The organism is Pseudolysinimonas sp. (assembly GCF_051954455.1).
Classification (GTDB): Bacteria; Actinomycetota; Actinomycetes; order Actinomycetales; family Microbacteriaceae; genus Pseudolysinimonas.
Genome location: NZ_JBQCHS010000020.1, coordinates 119381 through 136789 on the forward strand (window position 1 = coordinate 119381; position 17409 = coordinate 136789).

The 17409-nt window shown below is 70.6% G+C and carries 16 protein-coding genes and 1 tRNA gene; 3 read left to right on the forward strand and 14 right to left on the reverse strand.

Features of this window, described 5'->3' with window-relative positions; translation table 11 throughout:
- Nucleotides 1-62 precede the first annotated feature (62 nt).
- On the forward strand, nt 63-1388 hold the full coding sequence (locus tag ACTHM3_RS09745) for an MFS transporter (protein WP_440405896.1): 1326 nt from the start codon (nt 63-65) through the stop codon (nt 1386-1388).
- A gap of 6 nt (nt 1389-1394) precedes the next feature.
- Here the strand turns inward: ACTHM3_RS09745 and ACTHM3_RS09750 are convergent, their stop codons facing one another.
- The 10 genes from ACTHM3_RS09750 to polA all read right to left on the reverse strand — a co-directional run bounded on the left by ACTHM3_RS09750 (nt 1395) and on the right by polA (nt 13537).
- Entirely contained in the window at nt 1395-2480 is a 1086-nt protein-coding gene (locus ACTHM3_RS09750) for an acyltransferase (RefSeq protein ID WP_440405897.1), read from the reverse strand.
- Nucleotides 2477-3928 (reverse strand): class I adenylate-forming enzyme family protein, encoded by a 1452-nt coding sequence (locus ACTHM3_RS09755; protein WP_440405898.1) that lies wholly within the window; start codon nt 3926-3928, stop codon nt 2477-2479. The genes ACTHM3_RS09750 and ACTHM3_RS09755 overlap by 4 nt, the downstream gene beginning before the upstream one ends.
- A 30-nt stretch (nt 3929-3958) precedes the next feature.
- Entirely contained in the window at nt 3959-4978 is a 1020-nt protein-coding gene (locus tag ACTHM3_RS09760) for a BPSS1187 family protein (RefSeq protein ID WP_440405899.1), read from the reverse strand.
- A gap of 47 nt (nt 4979-5025) precedes the next feature.
- Nucleotides 5026-5625 (reverse strand): dephospho-CoA kinase, encoded by a 600-nt coding sequence (gene coaE, locus ACTHM3_RS09765; RefSeq protein ID WP_440405900.1) that lies wholly within the window; start codon nt 5623-5625, stop codon nt 5026-5028.
- 84 nt (nt 5626-5709) lie between these two features.
- A complete protein-coding gene (gene rpsA / locus ACTHM3_RS09770) occupies nt 5710-7182 on the reverse strand; it encodes a 30S ribosomal protein S1 (RefSeq protein ID WP_440405901.1) in 1473 nt (490 codons plus the stop codon).
- A gap of 118 nt (nt 7183-7300) precedes the next feature.
- Entirely contained in the window at nt 7301-7912 is a 612-nt protein-coding gene (locus ACTHM3_RS09775; RefSeq protein WP_440405902.1) for a hypothetical protein, read from the reverse strand.
- Nucleotides 7913-7924: 12 nt separating this feature from the next.
- Nucleotides 7925-8905, reverse strand: a complete 981-nt coding sequence (locus tag ACTHM3_RS09780) for an epimerase (protein WP_440405903.1) — start codon at nt 8903-8905, stop codon at nt 7925-7927.
- Between the two features lie 12 nt (nt 8906-8917).
- Entirely contained in the window at nt 8918-10603 is a 1686-nt protein-coding gene (locus ACTHM3_RS09785) for a DUF885 domain-containing protein (protein ID WP_440405904.1), read from the reverse strand.
- Between the two features lie 10 nt (nt 10604-10613).
- The gene (locus tag ACTHM3_RS09790) at nt 10614-10874 is read right to left on the reverse strand and encodes an HPr family phosphocarrier protein (protein ID WP_440405905.1); all 261 of its coding nucleotides are present in this window, start codon (nt 10872-10874) and stop codon (nt 10614-10616) included.
- Complete coding sequence (polA, locus tag ACTHM3_RS09795; RefSeq protein WP_440405906.1) at nt 10874-13537, reverse strand: DNA polymerase I; 2664 nt, start codon at nt 13535-13537, stop codon at nt 10874-10876. The genes ACTHM3_RS09790 and polA overlap by 1 nt, the downstream gene beginning before the upstream one ends.
- Before the next feature lie 54 nt (nt 13538-13591).
- Here polA and ACTHM3_RS09800 point away from each other — a divergent pair, with 54 nt between their 5' ends.
- The gene (locus tag ACTHM3_RS09800; RefSeq protein ID WP_440405907.1) at nt 13592-14017 is read left to right on the forward strand and encodes a PaaI family thioesterase; all 426 of its coding nucleotides are present in this window, start codon (nt 13592-13594) and stop codon (nt 14015-14017) included.
- A 216-nt stretch (nt 14018-14233) separates the two neighbouring features.
- Here ACTHM3_RS09800 and ACTHM3_RS09805 read toward each other — a convergent pair whose 3' ends face one another.
- Entirely contained in the window at nt 14234-14842 is a 609-nt protein-coding gene (locus ACTHM3_RS09805) for an ANTAR domain-containing response regulator (RefSeq protein ID WP_440405908.1), read from the reverse strand.
- Nucleotides 14843-14892: 50 nt separating this feature from the next.
- Between ACTHM3_RS09805 and ACTHM3_RS09810 the strand changes: the two genes are divergently transcribed.
- Nucleotides 14893-14976: transfer RNA gene (locus ACTHM3_RS09810), tRNA-Leu, on the forward strand.
- Between the two features lie 14 nt (nt 14977-14990).
- Here ACTHM3_RS09810 and ACTHM3_RS09815 read toward each other — a convergent pair.
- From ACTHM3_RS09815 to ACTHM3_RS09825, 3 genes are all read right to left on the reverse strand, one after another.
- Nucleotides 14991-15476 carry a hypothetical protein gene (locus ACTHM3_RS09815; protein WP_440405909.1) on the reverse strand — a complete coding sequence of 162 codons (486 nt, stop codon included), beginning with the start codon at nt 15474-15476 and terminating at the stop codon, nt 14991-14993.
- Between the two features lie 64 nt (nt 15477-15540).
- Nucleotides 15541-16428: a carbohydrate ABC transporter permease gene (locus ACTHM3_RS09820; RefSeq protein WP_440405910.1), complete on the reverse strand. Its 888-nt coding sequence runs from the start codon at nt 16426-16428 to the stop codon at nt 15541-15543.
- Complete coding sequence (locus ACTHM3_RS09825; protein ID WP_440405911.1) at nt 16425-17408, reverse strand: carbohydrate ABC transporter permease; 984 nt, start codon at nt 17406-17408, stop codon at nt 16425-16427. The genes ACTHM3_RS09820 and ACTHM3_RS09825 overlap by 4 nt, the downstream gene beginning before the upstream one ends.
- Between the last annotated feature and the right edge of the window lies 1 nt (nt 17409).

Consider the following 17409-nt stretch of genomic DNA (forward strand, 5'->3'; position numbering starts at 1 on the left):
GCGACCTTATGCAAACGCTGGGAACCGGATCCTCCGCTCTGAGATGTCCCTAAGGTGAACGCGTGTCGACGTCCCTGGAGCAGAAGCACGCGCCCGCCCGGGCCTCTGTGGCGACGATCCTCACCCGACGCCGCGTCATGGTCATGGTGCTGCTGTGCGTCATGTACTTCATCTCGTACTTCGACCGCAACAACATCGCGACCGCCGGACCGGAGATCATCAAGGAGTTCGGCCTCACCAATGCGGAGTTCGGTCTCGCCGCGTCGGTCTTCTCCCTGTTCTACGCGCTCCTGCAGGTCGCGGGGGGCTGGGTCGGCGAGAAGCTCGGCCCGCGGCTCGGCCTGCTGATCCTCGGCCTCCTGTGGGGCCTGTCGACGGTCTTCACCGGCATGGCCGTCGGGCTCGTGACGCTGCTCGTCGCCCGCGCGGTGCTGGGGCTCAGCGAGTCGGCCACCTTCCCGACCGCGACCCAGGCGATGTCGCGCTGGATGCCGCGCAGCATGAACGGGTTCGCGCAGGGCATCGTGCACTCCGCGTCCCGGCTCGGCACGGCCGCCGCGCCCATCATCGTCGCGATGCTCATCCAGATGAGCGGGTGGCGGTTCTCGTTCATCTCGGTCGGCATCCTGAGCGCCCTCTGGGCCGTCATCTGGTACATCATGTTCCGCGACCGTCCGCGGGACGTGAAGGCGCTGCGCGGCCGCCCGCTGCCCTCGAGCATGGACATCCCGAAGGCGGCAGATCGTCCGCCGGTGCCGTGGAAGCGCCTGATCCGGAGCATCCTCCCGGTCACGCTCGTCGACTTCGGCTACGGCTGGGTCGCGTGGGTCTTCTTCACCTGGATCCCCCAGCTGCTCTCGACCACCTACAAGCAGGATGTCTCGAAGTACGGCCTGCTCACCTCGCTCGTCCTCGTCGGCGGCGTCGTCGGCGACACCCTGGGCGGCGTGCTGAGCGACGCGATCCTCAAGAGGACGGGCGACGCCCGTCTCGCCCGCCGGACCCTGCTGCTCGTCGGCTTCATCGGGTCGGCGGTCTTCATGGCGCCGCTCGTGTTCACGCCGTCGCTCACGACCGCCGTCGTGTGCCTGGCGATCTCGTTCTTCTTCCTCGAGCTCACCAACGCGCAGCTGTGGTCGATCCCGATGGACGTCGCCCCCACCTGGTCGGGGACGGCGAGCGGCATGATGAACACCGGCTTCGGCGTCGCCGGCATCCTCTCCCCGATCGTGGTCGGCGCGCTCGTCGACGCGACCGGCGGCTTCGCCTTCCCGTTCGGCCTGTCGGTCGGCATCCTGGTCGCCGCGACGATCCTCGCCGGCGTCATGCGTCCGAAGCAGGTCGATCCGATCGCGCCCGAGGACGAGCGCGTGCCGGACGCGGGCTGAGCCGCCTCAGCTCCGCCAGCGCCGCCCCGCGAGCGGGAGGCTGAGCGGCGACCTCCGCGCCAGGTCGGCGACGACGTACGACAGCACGATCACCGTCACGTAGGCCACCAGGGTGAGCCACGGATCGATCACGTGGTCCGGCACCCAGTCGTCGCCGATCCAGAGCAGGACCCACAGGATCATCGGATGCACGAGGAAGATGCCGAACGAGCGGTCGGAGACCCGGTCCACGGCGCGGGAGAACCGCGAGTCGGGCACCCGTCGATCCGCCCACCAGCTGCCGAGCGCGAGGAACCCGAGTCCCACGCACACCGCCCAGACCATGATGACCGGCTGCAGCGGCGATCCGGCCTGGTAGAGCGGGTAGCCGAGCACCCATCGCTGAACGGCGAAGACTCCGAGCGCCAGCACGGCGCCCCCCGCGACGATCAGGCCGATCGTGCCGCGACGTCGGCGCACGGCGTCGAGGAGACCGCGGGCGTGATCCGCGCCGATCGCTCCCGCGATGATGAAGAACGAGTAGCTCCAGAAGAACTGCTTCTCCGCGTCGCCGTACCAGCCGAGGTCGCCGAACGGCTCGTAGAAGTACACCGCGGTGACCGCGAGCTGCAGGACGAAGAAGACCGCGAGCACCAGCGCGTGATGACCCCGGGTCTTGCGCACGAACCACACGATGAGGGGCACCAGCAGGTACACCTGCATCGTCACGAGCAGGAAGTACAGGTGGTACCACGCCGAACCGGTGACGATCCGGTAGAGCAGGTCCACCAGCCACTGCACGGGCTCCTTCTGCGATCCGCTGTGCAGGTTGGAGGCGGCGTAGTAGATCACCGACCAGACGACGTACGGGACCCCGACGAGCAGGAACCGCTTCGGCCAGAACTGCCGCATCGGCCGCGGTCGGTTCAGCTGCCCGAGCAGCAGGACGAACGTCGTCAGCGAGAAGAAGACGAGGCGCGTGAAGTGCAGCAGACCGAGGAGACCGTAGAGCGGGACGTTGTCGGAGGCCACCGTGTGACTCGTGACGTGCACGCCGATGACGCAGGCGAACGTCAGGATGCGGACGACGTCGACCTCGTACAGCCGCCTCACGCCGTGGGCTCCGCGGCGATCCGTCGCACCTCGGAGCGCCGGACCTTGCCGGCGGGGGCGCGCGGCAGGTCGTCGACGACGAGGATCTCGACGGGGCGCTTGAAGCGCGGCAGCTGCTCCTCGCAGCGGGCGCGGAGCGCGTCGACCTCGAGGCCGCCGTCCGGCACCGGGATGACGTACGCTACCGGCACCTGCCCGAGGATGTCGTCGGGGCGGCCCACGACCACGGCCTCCAGCACGCCGGCGTCGCCCAGCAGCACCTCCTCGACGTCGGCCGGGTACACCTTCTCGCCGCCGCGGTTGATGACGTCGTCGCTGCGTCCCGCCAGGGCGACCCGGCCGTCCACGTCGACGGACCCGACATCGCCGGTCCGCAGCCAGCCGTCGTCGTCGAAGCGGTCGGCGGCGGCGTCGAAGAGGTAGCGGCGGACGATGCCGGGGCCGCGCACCCAGAGCTCCCCCGCCTCCCCACGGACCTCGACCTCCGACCCCTGCGGAAGCCCCACGCCCGAGACGGTGGCCGCGTCCTGCGGGTCGGTGGCGGTGATCTGGCTCGCGCCCTCGGTCATCCCCCAGCTGAGGATGAACGGGATGCCGGCGAAGGCCTCGCGCACGTGGTCGGGCAGGGGCGCCGAGGCGCAGCGGATGAAGCGCAGCCCGTCGGGCGGATCCAGCTCACCGGTGCGGGCGAGGACGGCCAGGATCGCGGGCACCGCGTTCAGCCAGGTGATGCGGCGCTCGCGCAGCAGCTCCCAGAAGCCGGTGCGCCGGAAACGTGCGTCGAGGACGAGGGTCGAGCCGGCGACCAGGGTCGCGAGCACGCCCACGACCTGCGGGTTGACGTGCGAGAGCGGAAGCGGGTTGAAGCCGCGGTCGGCCGGTGTCAGCCCGTGGTGCTCGGCGATCCGGCGGGCGACGAACAGGAGCTGCTGCTCGAGCAGCTCGACCCCCTTCGGCGTGCCGGTGGATCCGGACGTGAAGAGGACGGCGGCACCGGAGCCGGCGGGGTCGGCCCCCGGGGCGGCGGTGCCCTCCCGCATCGCCGCGGGCAGCAGGTCGTCGCCGACCGCCGTCCACGGTGCGCCGGCGACGGAGCGCTCCTCCCCCCGATCGCCGACGGTCATGCCCGCACCGCGGATGAGCCCGGCGATCCGCGACGGCTCCTCACGACCGGACCCGTGGTCGATCGTGACGGCACGATGGCCGGCCGCGATGGCCGCCACCTGCAGGACGGCGGTCGCGAGGACGTCATCCGTGTCGATGAGGACGCTCGCCGACGGGCCGAGTCCCGCCTGCATGAACCGGTCGGCCCACGCAGCCGTCAGCCGCGACAGGTCTCCGGCGGTCACCGCCCGGTGCGATCGCGCATCCTCGTAGAGGACGTGGCCGGGGTCGTCGGCGGCTCGCTGCGCGATGAGGTCCGCGAGCCCGGATGCCGACGAGCGCATCGGCTCATGCTATCGGGTCGGCGGTCGGCGTCAGCTGGAGACGAGAGGTCCCCGGACGGCGTTCAGCATCGCGAGCCAGACCCCTCGGAACAGCGGGATGTCCCGTCGGCCGCGCGGTCCGCGGTCGCTGATGAACCGGCTGTGCGACTGCCCGGCTGTGCCGAGCGCGTAGTCGGTCACCAGCTGATGACCCACCCGGGTCGGGGCGCTCGTCGCGATCGTGCGCGGGGTTCCGGGCAGCCGCAACGCGTGCCACGATCCGGCGATCCGCTGGGCGTACATGTCGTGGGCGGAATCCAGGGCGTAGTAACGCGACATCGGCGTCACGCCCGGGTGCGCCATCCACGCGGCCGTCACACCCTGGTCGGACTCGACGGGCGAGCCGAAGAGGAGCACTCCCTGGACCCGGCGCCCGTGCGCGATGAAGGCCGACTCGCCTCCGCCCTGCGAGTGCCCGGCGAGGACGATGCGGTCCCATCGGATCCGGTCGCCGTCGAGGAAACGTCCCCAGCCGCCCATCGGATCGCGGGTCGCCAGCGTTCCGAGGGCATGTACCAGGCGGGCACGGATCGAGTCGCTGGGCGCGATCGACGAGAACCGGGTGGGATGGCTGCCGTCGAAACGGTTGGCCTGCAGGTCGCTGTAGCAGCGGGCGTCGCGGGCGCAGGTCTGGGCGACGGAGCGGCCGCGGTTCCAGTAGTCGAGCGCGAGCACGTGGTACCCGGCGGAGCCGGCGGTGTCGAGGAACTCGCGGTAGTTCTCGGGGACGGCGCGCGTGGCGGGGAGGAAGAGGAGCAGGGGCGCATCCGGCGACGTGCGCAGCGCGACGTTGCGGGCGTTCGGCGTGTAGCGGACTCCGTTGAGAGCGTCGAGCCGGAAGACGTGCCGCACGATGGGGTCGACGATGGCCGGGATGGCGGGAGCCGGTGCGGGCGTGGGCGCGGTGTCGGTCGAGGCGTCGGCGGGGGCGGCGAGACCGATCCCGCCCGTGACGAACGCGACCGCGAGAGCCACGACGACGGCTCGTCTGATCACCCCTGCGCTGCGCACGGAGCGAGCATAAAGGGAGCGGATATCAGAAATGACTCAGGATCGGATCAATTCTTGCGAAGCCGGTCCCACAGCGCGTCCGCCTGCGCCAGCGTCTCCTCGAGGGAGCCGTTCGCGTCGATGACGACGTCGGCGATCGCGACCCGCTCGGCGTCGCTGGCCTGGGCGGTGATCCGGCGTTCGGCGTCCGCGCGGTCCATCCCGCGCAGCTCGACCATGCGGCGCACGCGCTCTGCCGGCTCGGCGACGACGGCGACGACCCGGTCGAACTCCCCCGTGCGGTCGGCGTCGACGAGCAGCGGTACGTCGTAGACCACGACCGCGTCCGGGTCCGTGGCCGCCGCGGCGGCGAACAGCTCGTGGGAGCGCGCGCCGATGGCGGGGTGGGTGATCGCATTGAGCGCCCGGCGCTTCTCCGGGTCGGCGAAGACGAGGGCGCCGAGCCGGGCGCGGTCGAGGACGCCCTCCGGTGTGAGGAACTCCGGGCCGAACTCCTCGGCGATGCGGGCGAGGGCGGGGGTGCCGGGCTCCACGACCTCGCGGGCGAGGCGGTCCGCGTCGACGACGACGGCCCCGTGCTCCGCGAGCCGGGCCGAGACCGCCGACTTGCCCGACGCGATCCCCCCGGTGACGGCGATGAGCTGCACGGACCGAGCCTAGTCAGGCGGGGACGGCGAAGGCCGGGCCCCGTGGGACCCGGCCTTCGCGTGACGGTGCTGGAGTGCTCCGGCTCAGTTGTTGGAGCTGAGGCGCTCGCGCAGCGCGGCGAGCGATGCGTCGTCGGCCAGCGTGCCGCCCGACGAGCTGTCGCTCGAGAAGGAGCTGCTCGCCGACGAGGTGGTCGTGGGGGCGAAGTCCTTCTCCCCCGCCTCCTCGGCCGCGATGATCTGCTTCTTGTGCGCCTCCCAGCGGGCCTGCGCGGCCGCGTACTCGGCCTCCCACGCGTCGCGCTGGGCGTCGAAGCCCTCGAGCCACTCGCCCGAGGTGGCGTCGAAGCCCTCCGGGAACTTGTAGTTGCCCTGCTCGTCGTACTCGGTGACCATGCCGTACAGCGCGGCGAGACCGGAGTCGAACTCCTCGTTGTGCGGGTCGATGCCCTCGTTCGCCTGCTTCAGCGACAGCGAGATGCGGCGACGCTCGAGGTCGATGTCGATGATCTTGACGAAGACCTCCTCGCCCACCGACACGACCTGCTCGGCGAGCTCGACGTGGCGGCCGGACAGCTCGGAGATGTGCACGAGGCCCTCGATGCCGTCGGCGACACGCACGAACGCACCGAACGGCACGAGCTTGGTGACCTTGCCGGGCGCGATCTGGCCGATCGCGTGCGTGCGGGCGAAGACCTGCCACGGGTCCTCCTGCGTCGCCTTGAGCGACAGGGACACGCGCTCGCGCTCGAGGTCGACCTCGAGGATCTCGACGGTGACCTCCTGGCCGACCTCGACGACCTCGCTGGCGTGCTCGATGTGCTTCCAGGAGAGCTCGGAGACGTGCACGAGGCCGTCCACGCCGCCCAGGTCGACGAACGCGCCGAAGTTGACGATGGAGGACACGACGCCCTTGCGGACCTGGCCCTTGTGCAGGTTGTTGAGGAACGTCGAGCGCGACTCCGACTGTGTCTGCTCGAGCAGCGCGCGGCGGCTCAGGACGACGTTGTTGCGGTTCTTGTCGAGCTCGAGGATCTTCGCCTCGATCTCCTGGCCGAGGTACGGCGTGAGGTCGCGGACGCGGCGGAGCTCGATGAGCGAGGCCGGCAGGAACCCGCGGAGGCCGATGTCGACGATGAGGCCGCCCTTGACGACCTCGATGACCGAACCGGTGACGACACCGTCGGTCTCCTTGATCTTCTCGACGTCGCCCCAGGCGCGCTCGTACTGGGCACGCTTCTTGGAGAGGATCAGACGACCCTCCTTGTCCTCCTTCTGGAGAACCAGGGCCTCGACGCTGTCACCGACGTTGACGACCTCGTTGGGGTCCACGTCGTGCTTGATGGAGAGCTCGCGGGAGGGGATGACGCCCTCGGTCTTGTAGCCGACGTCGAGGAGGACCTCGTCGCGGTCGATCTTCACCACGGTGCCCTCGATGAGGTCGCCGTCGTTGAAGAACTTCAGAGTCAGTTCGACCGCGGCCAGGAAGTCTTCAGCAGATCCGATGTCGTTGATCGCGACCTGCTTGGTGGCCGTGGCGGTCGTTGCGGTTGTCATGTAGTAAGTGCTCCGGGGTGGTGCGGGTATCGGGCCGGAGAACGCATGGGCGCACCCGGCGGATGGGTATGGAGAGTGCTCGCCGCAGAAATGCGACTCTCCAGACTACTACGCGGAGCTACTTCGTGGGTGACGTGATCTCGGTCTCGATGCGCAGGACGTTCGGGTCGCCCGCGATGCCCGCCTGCGTGGCGACGCCCGGGTTGATCGGTGCGTTGAAGGCGTAGGCCATGGACCCGTGATCCTGCCCGGCCGTCCCGCCGGCGTTGTAGTTCCACGACGCGGTCTGCAGCGCATACGGCGCCGGGGTGGACGACGGCGCCGGCACGTTGGCGTAGTCGATGCTCCAGGGCTGCTTGCCCGCGGTCGCGCCGAGGGCGGCGATGAGCTTCTGCGCCTCATCGGTCGACAGCCCCACGTAGAGGTAGGTGCGGTGCGTCGTGGTGGTCGGGGTCGTGGTGTCCTGGACGGACTGCACGGTCTTATAGGCGCACGCGGGCGCCGGGCTGGCGGGGATGCCGAACTCCTTCGGCGAGTCCGCCGGGTCGAACGGGACGACGGTCGTGGCCGAGTCGTCGCCGAGCAGCACGACCTTCATGTGGCCGTCGCACGTGGGCGTCGCCGTCGCCTTCGGCTCGCTGGAGCAGCCGGCGAGGACGACGGCGGCGAGACCGGCCGTGAGCGCCGCGGCGGCGAGGCGGGCGAGCGGGCGCGGCACGGTGAACGTCATGGTGCTGCGATCCTAACGACGGGTCGGCTGGGTGCCGGCCGGGCGCGCGCGCTCCGCGACGATCGCGCGGAGGGCCGGCTCGAGCTCCGGCTGGGCGAACCGGTAGCCGGCCGCCTGCAGCCGCTCCGGGAGCACCCAGCGGCTCTTGAGCACGAGCTCCGTCTCCGTCCGCAGCACGAAGGCGCCGAGCTCGAGCGCGATCCGCGGCAGCGGGATCCCGATCGGGACGCCGAGGACACGGCGGAGGGTCCGCATGAGCGTCGCGCTGTCGACGGGGTGCGGCGACGACACGTTGAGGACCCCGTCGAGGTCGCGTCGCTCACGGAGGAAGCCCACCACCCCGACCACGTCATCGACGTGCACCCAGCTGACGCGCTGCCGCCCGTGCGGGGTGCCGAAGCGGTGGGAGGTGCCGGCGGCGAGCCGTGCGCGCGTCGCCGGCCACGGGCCGTCGAGCTGGGCGCCGCCGAGACCGACGCGGGCCAGCAGCAGGAGCGGCACGAGGGCGCTCCCGTCCCCCAGCGTGATGGCCGTTCGGAGGGCCGCGCGTCGGACGCCCGGCACGTCGGCGCCGAAGAACGCCTCCTCCCACGCCCGCGCGACGCCGACCGAGAAGCCCTCGCCGAGCTCGCCGTCGGCCTCGGTCTGGGGCCGGTCGTCGGCGTGCCGGTAGATGGTCGCGGTGGAGGAGTTGATCCAGAGCTCCGGCGGTGCGTCCGCGCGCCGGATCGCCTCCCCGAGCTCGGTCGTCGTCGCGATGCGGGAGCGCAGGATCTCGGCCCGGTTCACCGGGCCGTAGCGGCAGTCGACGCTCTTGCCGGCGAGGTTGACGACGAGATCGGCGCCGTCGACGAGCCGCGCGATCGCCGCGGTGTCGCCCCAGGTCGCGTCGCCGGAGCGGCCCACCGTGCGCACCGTCTCACCGGCGGCGCCGAACGAGGCGCGCAGCCGGGTGCCGATGAATCCGCTCGCCCCCGCGATCACGACGGTCATATCGCCGCGACGTCACCGCAGGAGTTCGGCCTGCAGGGTGTCGAGGCCGACGCCGCCGAGGTCGAGCGCGTGCTTGTGGAACTCCTTGAACGAGAAGTCCGCGCCCGCCTTCCGCTGCGCCGCCGAGCGGATCTGCTCCCAGATCCGCTGCCCCACCTTGTAGGCGGGGGCCTGACCCGGCCAGCCCAGGTAGCGGTTCACCTCGAACCGCACGAAGGCGTCGTCCATGTTGACGTTCTTGCGCATGAAGGCGAGCGCGTAGTCCGCGTCCCACGGTCCCTCGCCGTCCGGGCGCGGCTTGGCGAGGTGCACCCCGATGTCGAGCACGACGCGCGCCGCGCGCATGCGCTGCCCGTCGAGCATCCCGAGGCGGTCGCCCGGGTCGTCGAGGAACCCGAGCTCCTCCATGAGCCGCTCGGCGTACAGCGCCCACCCCTCGGCGTGGCCGCTCGTGCCGGCGAGCTGGCGGCGCCAGGTGTTGAGCTGCGCACGGTTGTAGACGGCCTGACCGATCTGCAGATGATGACCGGGGACGCCCTCGTGGTAGACCGTCGTCGTCTCGCGCCAGGTGTCGAACTCGGTGACACCCTCGGGCACGCTCCACCACATGCGGCCCGGGCGGGTGAAGTCGTCCGAGGGGCCGGTGTAGTAGATGCCGCCGTCCTGGGTCGGCGCGATCATGCACTCGACCCGACGGACCGGCTCGGGGATCTCGAAGTGCGTCTTCGAGAGCTCCGCGACCGCGGTGTCGGCGAGCTGCTGCATCCAGGCCTTCAGCGCGTCGGTGCCGTGGATCTTGCGGGACGCGTCGCGGTCGAGGACGGCGATGGCCTCCTCCACGCTCGCCCCCGACTGGATCTCGCCCGCGATCCGGGTCTGCTCGTCGACCATGCGCGCGAGCTCGCCGAGCCCCCACTCGTAGGTCTCGTCGAGGTCGATCGCGGCGCCGAGGAAGTGGCGCGACTGCAGGGCGTAGAGCTCGCGACCGACGCCGTCGCGCTCGCCCGCCCGCGGGGCCAGGTCCGTCTCGAGGAACGCGGCGAGCTCGGCGTAGGCCTCGGCCGCCCGGCGGGCACCGGCGGCGAGGTCGCGGGCGAGCGAGTCGGGCACGGCGCCCCCGTCGTCGAGGGCCGCGTTCGCGGCGAGCTCGACGAAGAAGCCGGTCGCGGCGTCCGCGTGCTGGCGCGCCTGCTTCGCCGTCTCGACCACCTGGCGGCGGGCGGGTACCACACCATCCTGGATCCCGAGGCGCAGCGTCTCGAGGTAGCCGGTCACCGCCCCGGGCACGTTGGTGAGCTTCTGCGCGATGGTCGCCCAGTCGTCGGCGGTCGCGGTGGGCATGAGGTCGAAGACCTCGCGGATGCCCTGAGCGGGTGACGCGATCACGTTGACGTCGCGCTCGAAGAGCTTCGCGTCGTGCTGCTCGACCTCGAGCCGGAGCTCGGCGAGCAGGTCGGTCTTCGTCACCCGATCGACGTCGTCGTGCGGGTCGGCGGCCTCGAGCCGGCTGATCACGTCCTTCACCGCGCGCAGATGCGCCTCCTCGCCGGCAGGCGAGAGATCGCCGTACTCGCCGATGCGCCCCTCCGCACCGATGTAGACGGCGTAGTCGGGGTCGAGGTCGATGAGGGTGCGCACCCATCCCTCCGCGATCTCGTCGATCGGGGTGGGCGTGCGCTGCGGCTGGGAGTCCGTCATGCGCTCCACGCTATTCGTCGTCGAGATCGCGTTCCAGCATCGCGCCGAGGACCCCGAGCGCGTGCTCCGACTCGGAGCGGAGCACGACCTCCTCGCCGAACGGCACCCCGAGGGTCAGGAGCCCGAGGATGCTGGCGGCGTCCGCCTCCGTGCCCCGCGCGTTGACGACCGTCACCGACGCGCCGAGCGCCGCGGCGGCCGCGCTGAACAGCGCAGCGGGGCGTGCGTGCAGCCCGCTCCGCGCGGCGACCCGCACCCGGCGCTCGGGCATCAGTGGGCGGCGGCGTCCCAGTTCGGGCCGTGCCCGAGCTGCACGTCGAGGGGAACGCTCAGATCGGCCGCGCCCGCCATCCGGGTCCGCACGATGTCGGTCAGCTCGTCCAGCTCCCCCGGCGCCACCTCGAGCACGAGCTCGTCGTGCACCTGGAGCAGCATGCGGCTGCCGAGCTCGCGCTCCCGGATGTCGGCGTCGACGCCGATCATGGCCCGCTTGATGATGTCGGCCGCGGAGCCCTGGATCGGCGAGTTGAGCGCCTGACGCTCCGCGTTCTCCCGCAGCACACGGTTCGTGCTGGTGAGGTCGCTGAAGGGACGGCGGCGCCCGAAGATCGTCGTGGTGTAGCCGTCCTCGCGGGCCTGCTCGACGACGCCGCGGAGGTAGTCGCGCACGGCGCCGAAGCGGGCGAAGTAGTCGGCCATGAGCTCCTTCGCCTCGCTCACCTCGATCCGCAGCTGCTTGCTGAGGCCGAACGCGCTCAGGCCGTAGGCGAGGCCGTACGACATCGCCTTCACCTTGACGCGCTGCTGCGGGGTGACCTCCGAGGGGTCGACGTGGAAGATGCGCGCGCCGACGAACCGGTGCAGGTCCTCCCCCGAGTTGAACGCCTCGATGAGCCCCGCGTCGCCGGAGAGGTGCGCCATGATCCGCATCTCGATCTGCGAGTAGTCGGCGGTGAGGAGCGTCTCGAAGCCGTCGCCGGCACGGAACGCGGCGCGGACCTCGCGGCCGACCTCGGTCTTGATCGGGATGTTCTGCAGGTTCGGGTCGTTCGACGAGACGCGGCCGGTCGCCGATCCGGTCTGCTCGTAGGTGGTGTGGATGCGCCCGTCGCTCCCGATCGCGGCCTCGAGCGTCTCGACGATCTGCTTGATCTTCGTGGCGTCGCGGTGCCGCAGGAGGAGCTCGAGGAACGGATGCGGATGCGCGTCCTGCAGGTCGGCCAGCGCCGCGGCGTCGGTCGAGTAGCCGGTCTTGTTCTGCCGGGTCTTCGGCATGCCGAGCTGCTCGAACAGCACCTCCTGGAGCTGCTTCGGCGACCCGAGGTTCACCTCGCGTCCGATCTCGGCGAAGGCGGCGCGCGCGATCGCGTCGGCCTGCGCGCCGAGGCGGCTGTTGAGGCCGGCCAGGTGATCGCGGTCGACGGTGACGCCCTGCAGCTCCATCCGCGCCAGGGTCGGCAGCAGGGGCGCCTCGATGCCCGTCATCACGTCGCGCGAGCCCTCGTCGAGCCGGGTGCGGAGCTCCTCCGCCAGCCGCAGGATGTACCAGGCCTCGGTGGCCGGGCTGAGCGGCTCCGTCTCGGGCACCAGCTGGCTCGGATCGGGCTCGGGAAGCGCCTCGCCGAGGTAGTAGTAGCTGAGTCCGCCGAGCGTGTCGGCCTTGGTGCCGGGGCGCAGGAGCCATGCGCCGAGGATCGTGTCGAACACGATGCCGTTGAGCGTCAGGCCCGTGCCGGCGAGGGCCTTGAACTGCCGCTTGCCCTCGTGCAGCACCTTCGGCGCCGGACTCGCGAGCCACGCCTCGAGCGCGTCGTAGTCCTGCCGGCCCGGCGCCCACGGCACCCAGGCCGTGTCGTCGGCGCCGGCGATGCCGAAGCCGTCGACCTTGCCGCCGAGGGTGACGATGCGGAGGCCGAGCTCCTTGGTGCCGCCGGCCGACTGCCGGTCGAGCCAGAGCGCCAGCTCCTCGTCGACGAGGGTGCGCACCGGGGGCACCTCGGCGGCGGGGGCTCGGCCGTCGTCGCGCGACGCGTTCTCGTCGACGGCGCCCTCGAGCTTCAGCACGCGCTCGAGCAGCGTGCGGAACTGCAGCCGCTCGAACACGGCGCGGACCGCGGCGACGTCGATGGGGCGGCGCCCGAGATCCGCCGGGGCGACCGGCAGGTCGACGTCGCGCACGAGCCGGTTGAGCCGGCGGTTGCGGACCACGCGGTCCTGCTGGTCGCGCAGGTTCTGCCCGACCACGCCCGTGATCTCGTCGGCATGCGCCAGGAGCTCCTGCACGGTGCCGTACTTCTGGATCCACTTGACCGCGGTCTTCTCGCCGACCTTGTCGACGCCCGGCAGGTTGTCGCTCGTCTCGCCGACGAGCGCCGCGATCTCGGGGTACTGCTGCGGCTCGATGCCGTAGCGCTCGACGACGGCGTCGTGGTCGTACCGCTTCAGCTCGGAGACCCCGCGCGCGTTCGGGTAGAGCAGGGTCACGTCGTCGTCGACCAGCTGGATGGTGTCGCGATCGCCCGAGACGACGAGGACGTCGAAGCCCTCCTCCTTGCCGCGCAGCGACAGGGTGGCGAGGATGTCGTCGGCCTCGTAGTCCTCTTTGGTGATCGTCGTGATGTTCATGGCCTTCAGCGCCTCCTCGAGGAGCGGCACCTGACCCTTGAACTCCGGCGGCGTCTCGCCGCGGGTCGCCTTGTAGTCCTCGTAGTCGCGGTTGCGGAAGGAGAAGCGCGAGATGTCGAACGCGACCGCGAGGTGGGTCGGCTGCTCCTTCTGCAGGAGCAGGATGAGCATGCTGAGGAAGCCGTGGATGGCGTTCGTGTGCTGGCCGTCGCGGGTGACGAAGCTGTCGATCGGGAGCGCGTAGAACGCCCGGAAGGCCAGCGAATGGCCGTCCACGAGCAGCAACGTAGGCTTGTCGGAGTCCGGCACGCGCCCAGCCTAACCGCCGGTCCCGACACGCCCACCGACGATGCAGGAGCGCCCGTGACGAAGATCCCCGACGGCCTCGACCCGGAGCTCGTCGACCGGATCCTGGGCACCGGCGGAGGCGAGCTGACCCGCCGGATGGGCATCGAGCTCCTCGAGGTGTCGGCCGAGTACTCGGTCGCGACGATGCCGGTCGAGGGCAACCGCCAGGTGGTCGGACTCCTGCACGGGGGCGCGCATGTGGTCCTCGGCGAGTCGCTCGGCTCGATCTCGTCGGCGATCCACGCCGGTCCCGGGCGCTACGCCGTCGGGATCGAGATCAACGCGAGCCACAGCCGCTCGGTGACCTCGGGGCTGGTCACGGGAACCTGTCGCGCTCTCGTCCTCGGCCGGACGCTCTGCACCCACGAGATCGTCATGACCGACGAGGAGGGGCGCCGCCTCTCGACGGTGCGTATCACCAACATGCTCCGCGACCGGTAGCGGCGCCGGCGAGACGCATCCGCCCGATCCGCACGACCTGCGAGACGGAGCTCGTGGAGCTTCCTTCTGTCGAGATGCCGGTCGGGGCCGGGTCGGTCGCCGTGAGGCGGCCCGAAACGGCGAGTCGACGGCGATGAGATCTCGACACGCGGCGCTCGGGTGCCGCTGCTCGGTCCGAGCGCTTCGGACTCGACGCTTCGCATCGAGCCCCGCGCATTACTTCTTCGGCGAGAGCTGCTCGATGATCGCCTTCGACACGTCGTGCATCGTGAGGCGGCGGTCCATGGAGGCCTTCTGAATCCAGCGGAACGCCTCCGGCTCCGAGAGGCCCATCTTCTCGTTGAGCAGGCCCTTGGCCCGGTCGACGAGCTTGCGGGTCTCGAAGCGCTCGACCATGTCGGCGACCTCGTTCTCGAGCGTCACGATCTGCTGGTAGCGGCTGAGCGCGATCTCGATCGCCGGGAGGAGGTCGTTCGGCGTGAAGGGCTTCACGACGTAGGCGAGGGCGCCGGCCTCCGACGCGCGTTCCACGAGCTCCTTCTGGCTGAACGCGGTCAGCAGCACGACGGGCGCGATGTGGTTCTTGGTGAGCCGTTCCGCGGCGCTGATGCCGTCGAGCTGCGGCATCTTGACGTCCATCACGACGAGGTCGGGGCGCAGGTCGGTCGCGAGCTGCACGGCGGTCTCGCCGTCGCCCGCCTCGCCGACGACGTCGAAGCCGTTGTCGCGCAGCGTCTCGACGATGTCGAGGCGGATCAGCGACTCGTCCTCCGCCACCACCACCCGGCGCGGGGCGCTCGGCTGACTGTCCTGCACGTCACTCACGCTCCGAGCCTACGGTACGGTGACTGCGTGCCGCTCCCCCGGGGCGGGGCGCCGGAGTGGCGGAATTGGCAGACGCGGCCGACTCAAAATCGGCTGTCCGAAAGGGCTTGTGGGTTCGAGTCCCACCTTCGGCACCGGTACGGGACCGTCAGACCGACCCGACCAGCGTGTCGAGCTGGGCGATGTCGCCGGGCGTCGGGATGCCGAGCACGAAGGCGATGATCGTCCACCCGGCGTACACGGTGACCGGCGCCGCGATCACGAGACCGACGAGGGCCGGCAGCATGCCGGGCGCCCCGTTGCGGGCGGCGCGGAAGGCCGTGGCCGCCGCGATCAAGCCGACCAGCGCCGCGGGCAGGTCGGTCACCACCGGGATTCCGAGCAGCAGGGCGGCCACCAGCAGGGCCCCGCTGATCGGTGCGGCGATGATCGCGACGGTCGCGGAGCGATTGCGCGGGGCGGGTCGCAGGATCGCGATCGGCGGCGACGGGGCGCGTCGCGGAGCGGCCACCGGATCCGCGGCCCGGACCGAGGACACCGGGATCGGCATCGGCGGCACCGCGTTGAGCCGCGCATGCACCTCGCGTCGGGAGGGCAGCGCCGACCCCTCGGAGATGTTCTCGAGCGCGGTCATGATCCCTCCACCCCGAGCATCGTCTCTCGGGCTGGGGGGATCGACCCCGCCTTCGCGGGGCGTGCTACTTCATGGTCCCCTGCGACACCGACCCCTGCAGCTGGCGCTGGAAGACGATGTACACCACCAGCACGGGCGTCACCGTGATGACGACGGCCGCCATCAGCGCACCGAAGTCGACCGAGTATCCGGCCTGCGAGGCGAACGACGCCATGCCCTGGGTCAGCACGTAGTTGGCCTGGTCAGGATTCAGCGCCACGGGCAGCAGGAACTGGTTCCACAGACCGAGGAAGTTGAAGATCGCGACCGTCGCCATCCCGGGGCGCGCCATCGGCAGCATGACCTGGAAGAACGTCCGCCACTCGCTCGCGCCGTCGATCTGGGCGGCCTCGTAGATCTCGTCCGGCAGGGTCTTGAAGAACGAGTGCAGGAAGAACACCGTGAACGGGAGCGCGAACGCGACGTAGGTGAGGATGAGCCCGGGCAGGGTGCCGAGCAGTCCGACGCTCCGGAGCACGAAGAACAGCGGCACGATCGCGAGGAAGACCGGGAAGGTCAGGCCGGCGAGCATGAGCGTGTAGATCGCGCGGTTGCCGAAGAACCGGAACCGGGCGAGGACGTACGCGCACATCGAGCCGAGCAGCATGACGAGCACGAGCGCGGAGCCGACCACGATCAGGGTGTTGGCGAAGTAGCTGCCGACTCCTGAGGTCGTCCAGGCGTTGGCGTAGTTCTCGACGTTCCACCGGGTGGGGAGCGCGAACGGCGACTGAAGGATCTCCTTCGTCGTCTTGAACGACGACATGAGGACCCAGAGGAACGGCAGGACGATCGCGATCGTCCAGATGATCATCACGCCGTGCGAGACGATCGCCGCGAACACGTCGCCGGGCGTCGTGCGACGAGGGCCGCGGAGCGCGGGCGCGTCCAGACGGGGCAGGGCGGCGGTCATCGGCGGTCTCCTCGGTCGGTGCCGGCGAGCAGGCGGTTCACGCCGAACACGACACCGGCGAAGATCAGCGTCACGAGCGCGAGCACGACGCCCATCGCGGTGGCGTAGCCGAAGTGCCCCTTGCGGAACGCCTCGTTGAACAGCAGCTGCGACATGACCAGCGTCGTGTTCGCCGGCCCGCCCGCATTGGGGAACAGGGCGGTCATGTAGACGAACGCGTCGAGCGCCGCGATCCCGAGATAGATGTAGGCGGTCTGCACGTTGTCGCGGATGAGCGGGATGGTGATCGAGACCGCGGTGCGCCACCGCCCGGCGCCGTCCAGGCGGACGGCCTCGTACGTCTCCGCCGGCACGCCCTTGATCGCCGCGACGAAGAGCACCGTGTAGAAGCCGACGAAGCTCCAGATGATCACGAACATCGAGGCGGGCAGAGCGGTCGAGACCTGGCCCAGCCAGGGGGTCTGGTCGTCCAGGCCGAAGATCCCGAGGACGCCGTTCAGCAGGCCCGCGGACGGGTCGTACACGAAGGACCAGATGATGCCGATCACGATGGCCGGCACGCAGTACGGGAAGAAGGAGAGCGTCCGGTAGAACGACGACGCGCGGATGCCGCGGATGTTGCCGTGGCTCGGGCCGGCGACCGTGATGAGGCTCGCGAAGGCGAGCGCCAGGAAGATCGTGACCGCCGGGACGACGACCGCCAGCAGGATGTTGTTGATCAGCGCGTGCTGGAACAGGTCGTCCTGCAGCAGCTTGGCGTAGTTGCCGAAGCCGATGAACGGGATGTCGCTCGTGAAACCCGACCAATCGGTCAGCGAGTAGTAGAACGCCAGCACGAACGGGTAGATCACGAAGATCAGGAAGATCGCGACGGGCACGCCCAGGAACACGATCATGAAGCTGACGCGGTCGATGGTGAGGCGCCGCTTCCGGCGGCCGGCCGCGGAGGGCCGACCGCCGGAGGCGATGCCGAGGGGCACT

What these genes read in the sequence shown, in the direction of transcription:
- ACTHM3_RS09755 (WP_440405898.1), bottom strand. Translation starts at nt 3,928, where the DNA reads ATGCGCTCGTCGGCATCCGGGCTCGCGGACCTCATCGCGCAGCGAGCC.
- ACTHM3_RS09790 (WP_440405905.1), bottom strand. Translation starts at nt 10,874, where the DNA reads ATGCCCGAGCGCCGGGTGCGGGTCGCCGCGCGGAGCGGGCTGCACGCA.
- ACTHM3_RS09820 (WP_440405910.1), bottom strand. Translation starts at nt 16,428, where the DNA reads ATGACCGCCGCCCTGCCCCGTCTGGACGCGCCCGCGCTCCGCGGCCCT.
- ACTHM3_RS09775 (WP_440405902.1), bottom strand. Translation starts at nt 7,912, where the DNA reads ATGACGTTCACCGTGCCGCGCCCGCTCGCCCGCCTCGCCGCCGCGGCG.
- rpsA (WP_440405901.1), bottom strand. Translation starts at nt 7,182, where the DNA reads ATGACAACCGCAACGACCGCCACGGCCACCAAGCAGGTCGCGATCAAC.
- ACTHM3_RS09785 (WP_440405904.1), bottom strand. Translation starts at nt 10,603, where the DNA reads ATGACGGACTCCCAGCCGCAGCGCACGCCCACCCCGATCGACGAGATC.
- ACTHM3_RS09780 (WP_440405903.1), bottom strand. Translation starts at nt 8,905, where the DNA reads ATGACCGTCGTGATCGCGGGGGCGAGCGGATTCATCGGCACCCGGCTG.
- ACTHM3_RS09815 (WP_440405909.1), bottom strand. Translation starts at nt 15,476, where the DNA reads ATGACCGCGCTCGAGAACATCTCCGAGGGGTCGGCGCTGCCCTCCCGA.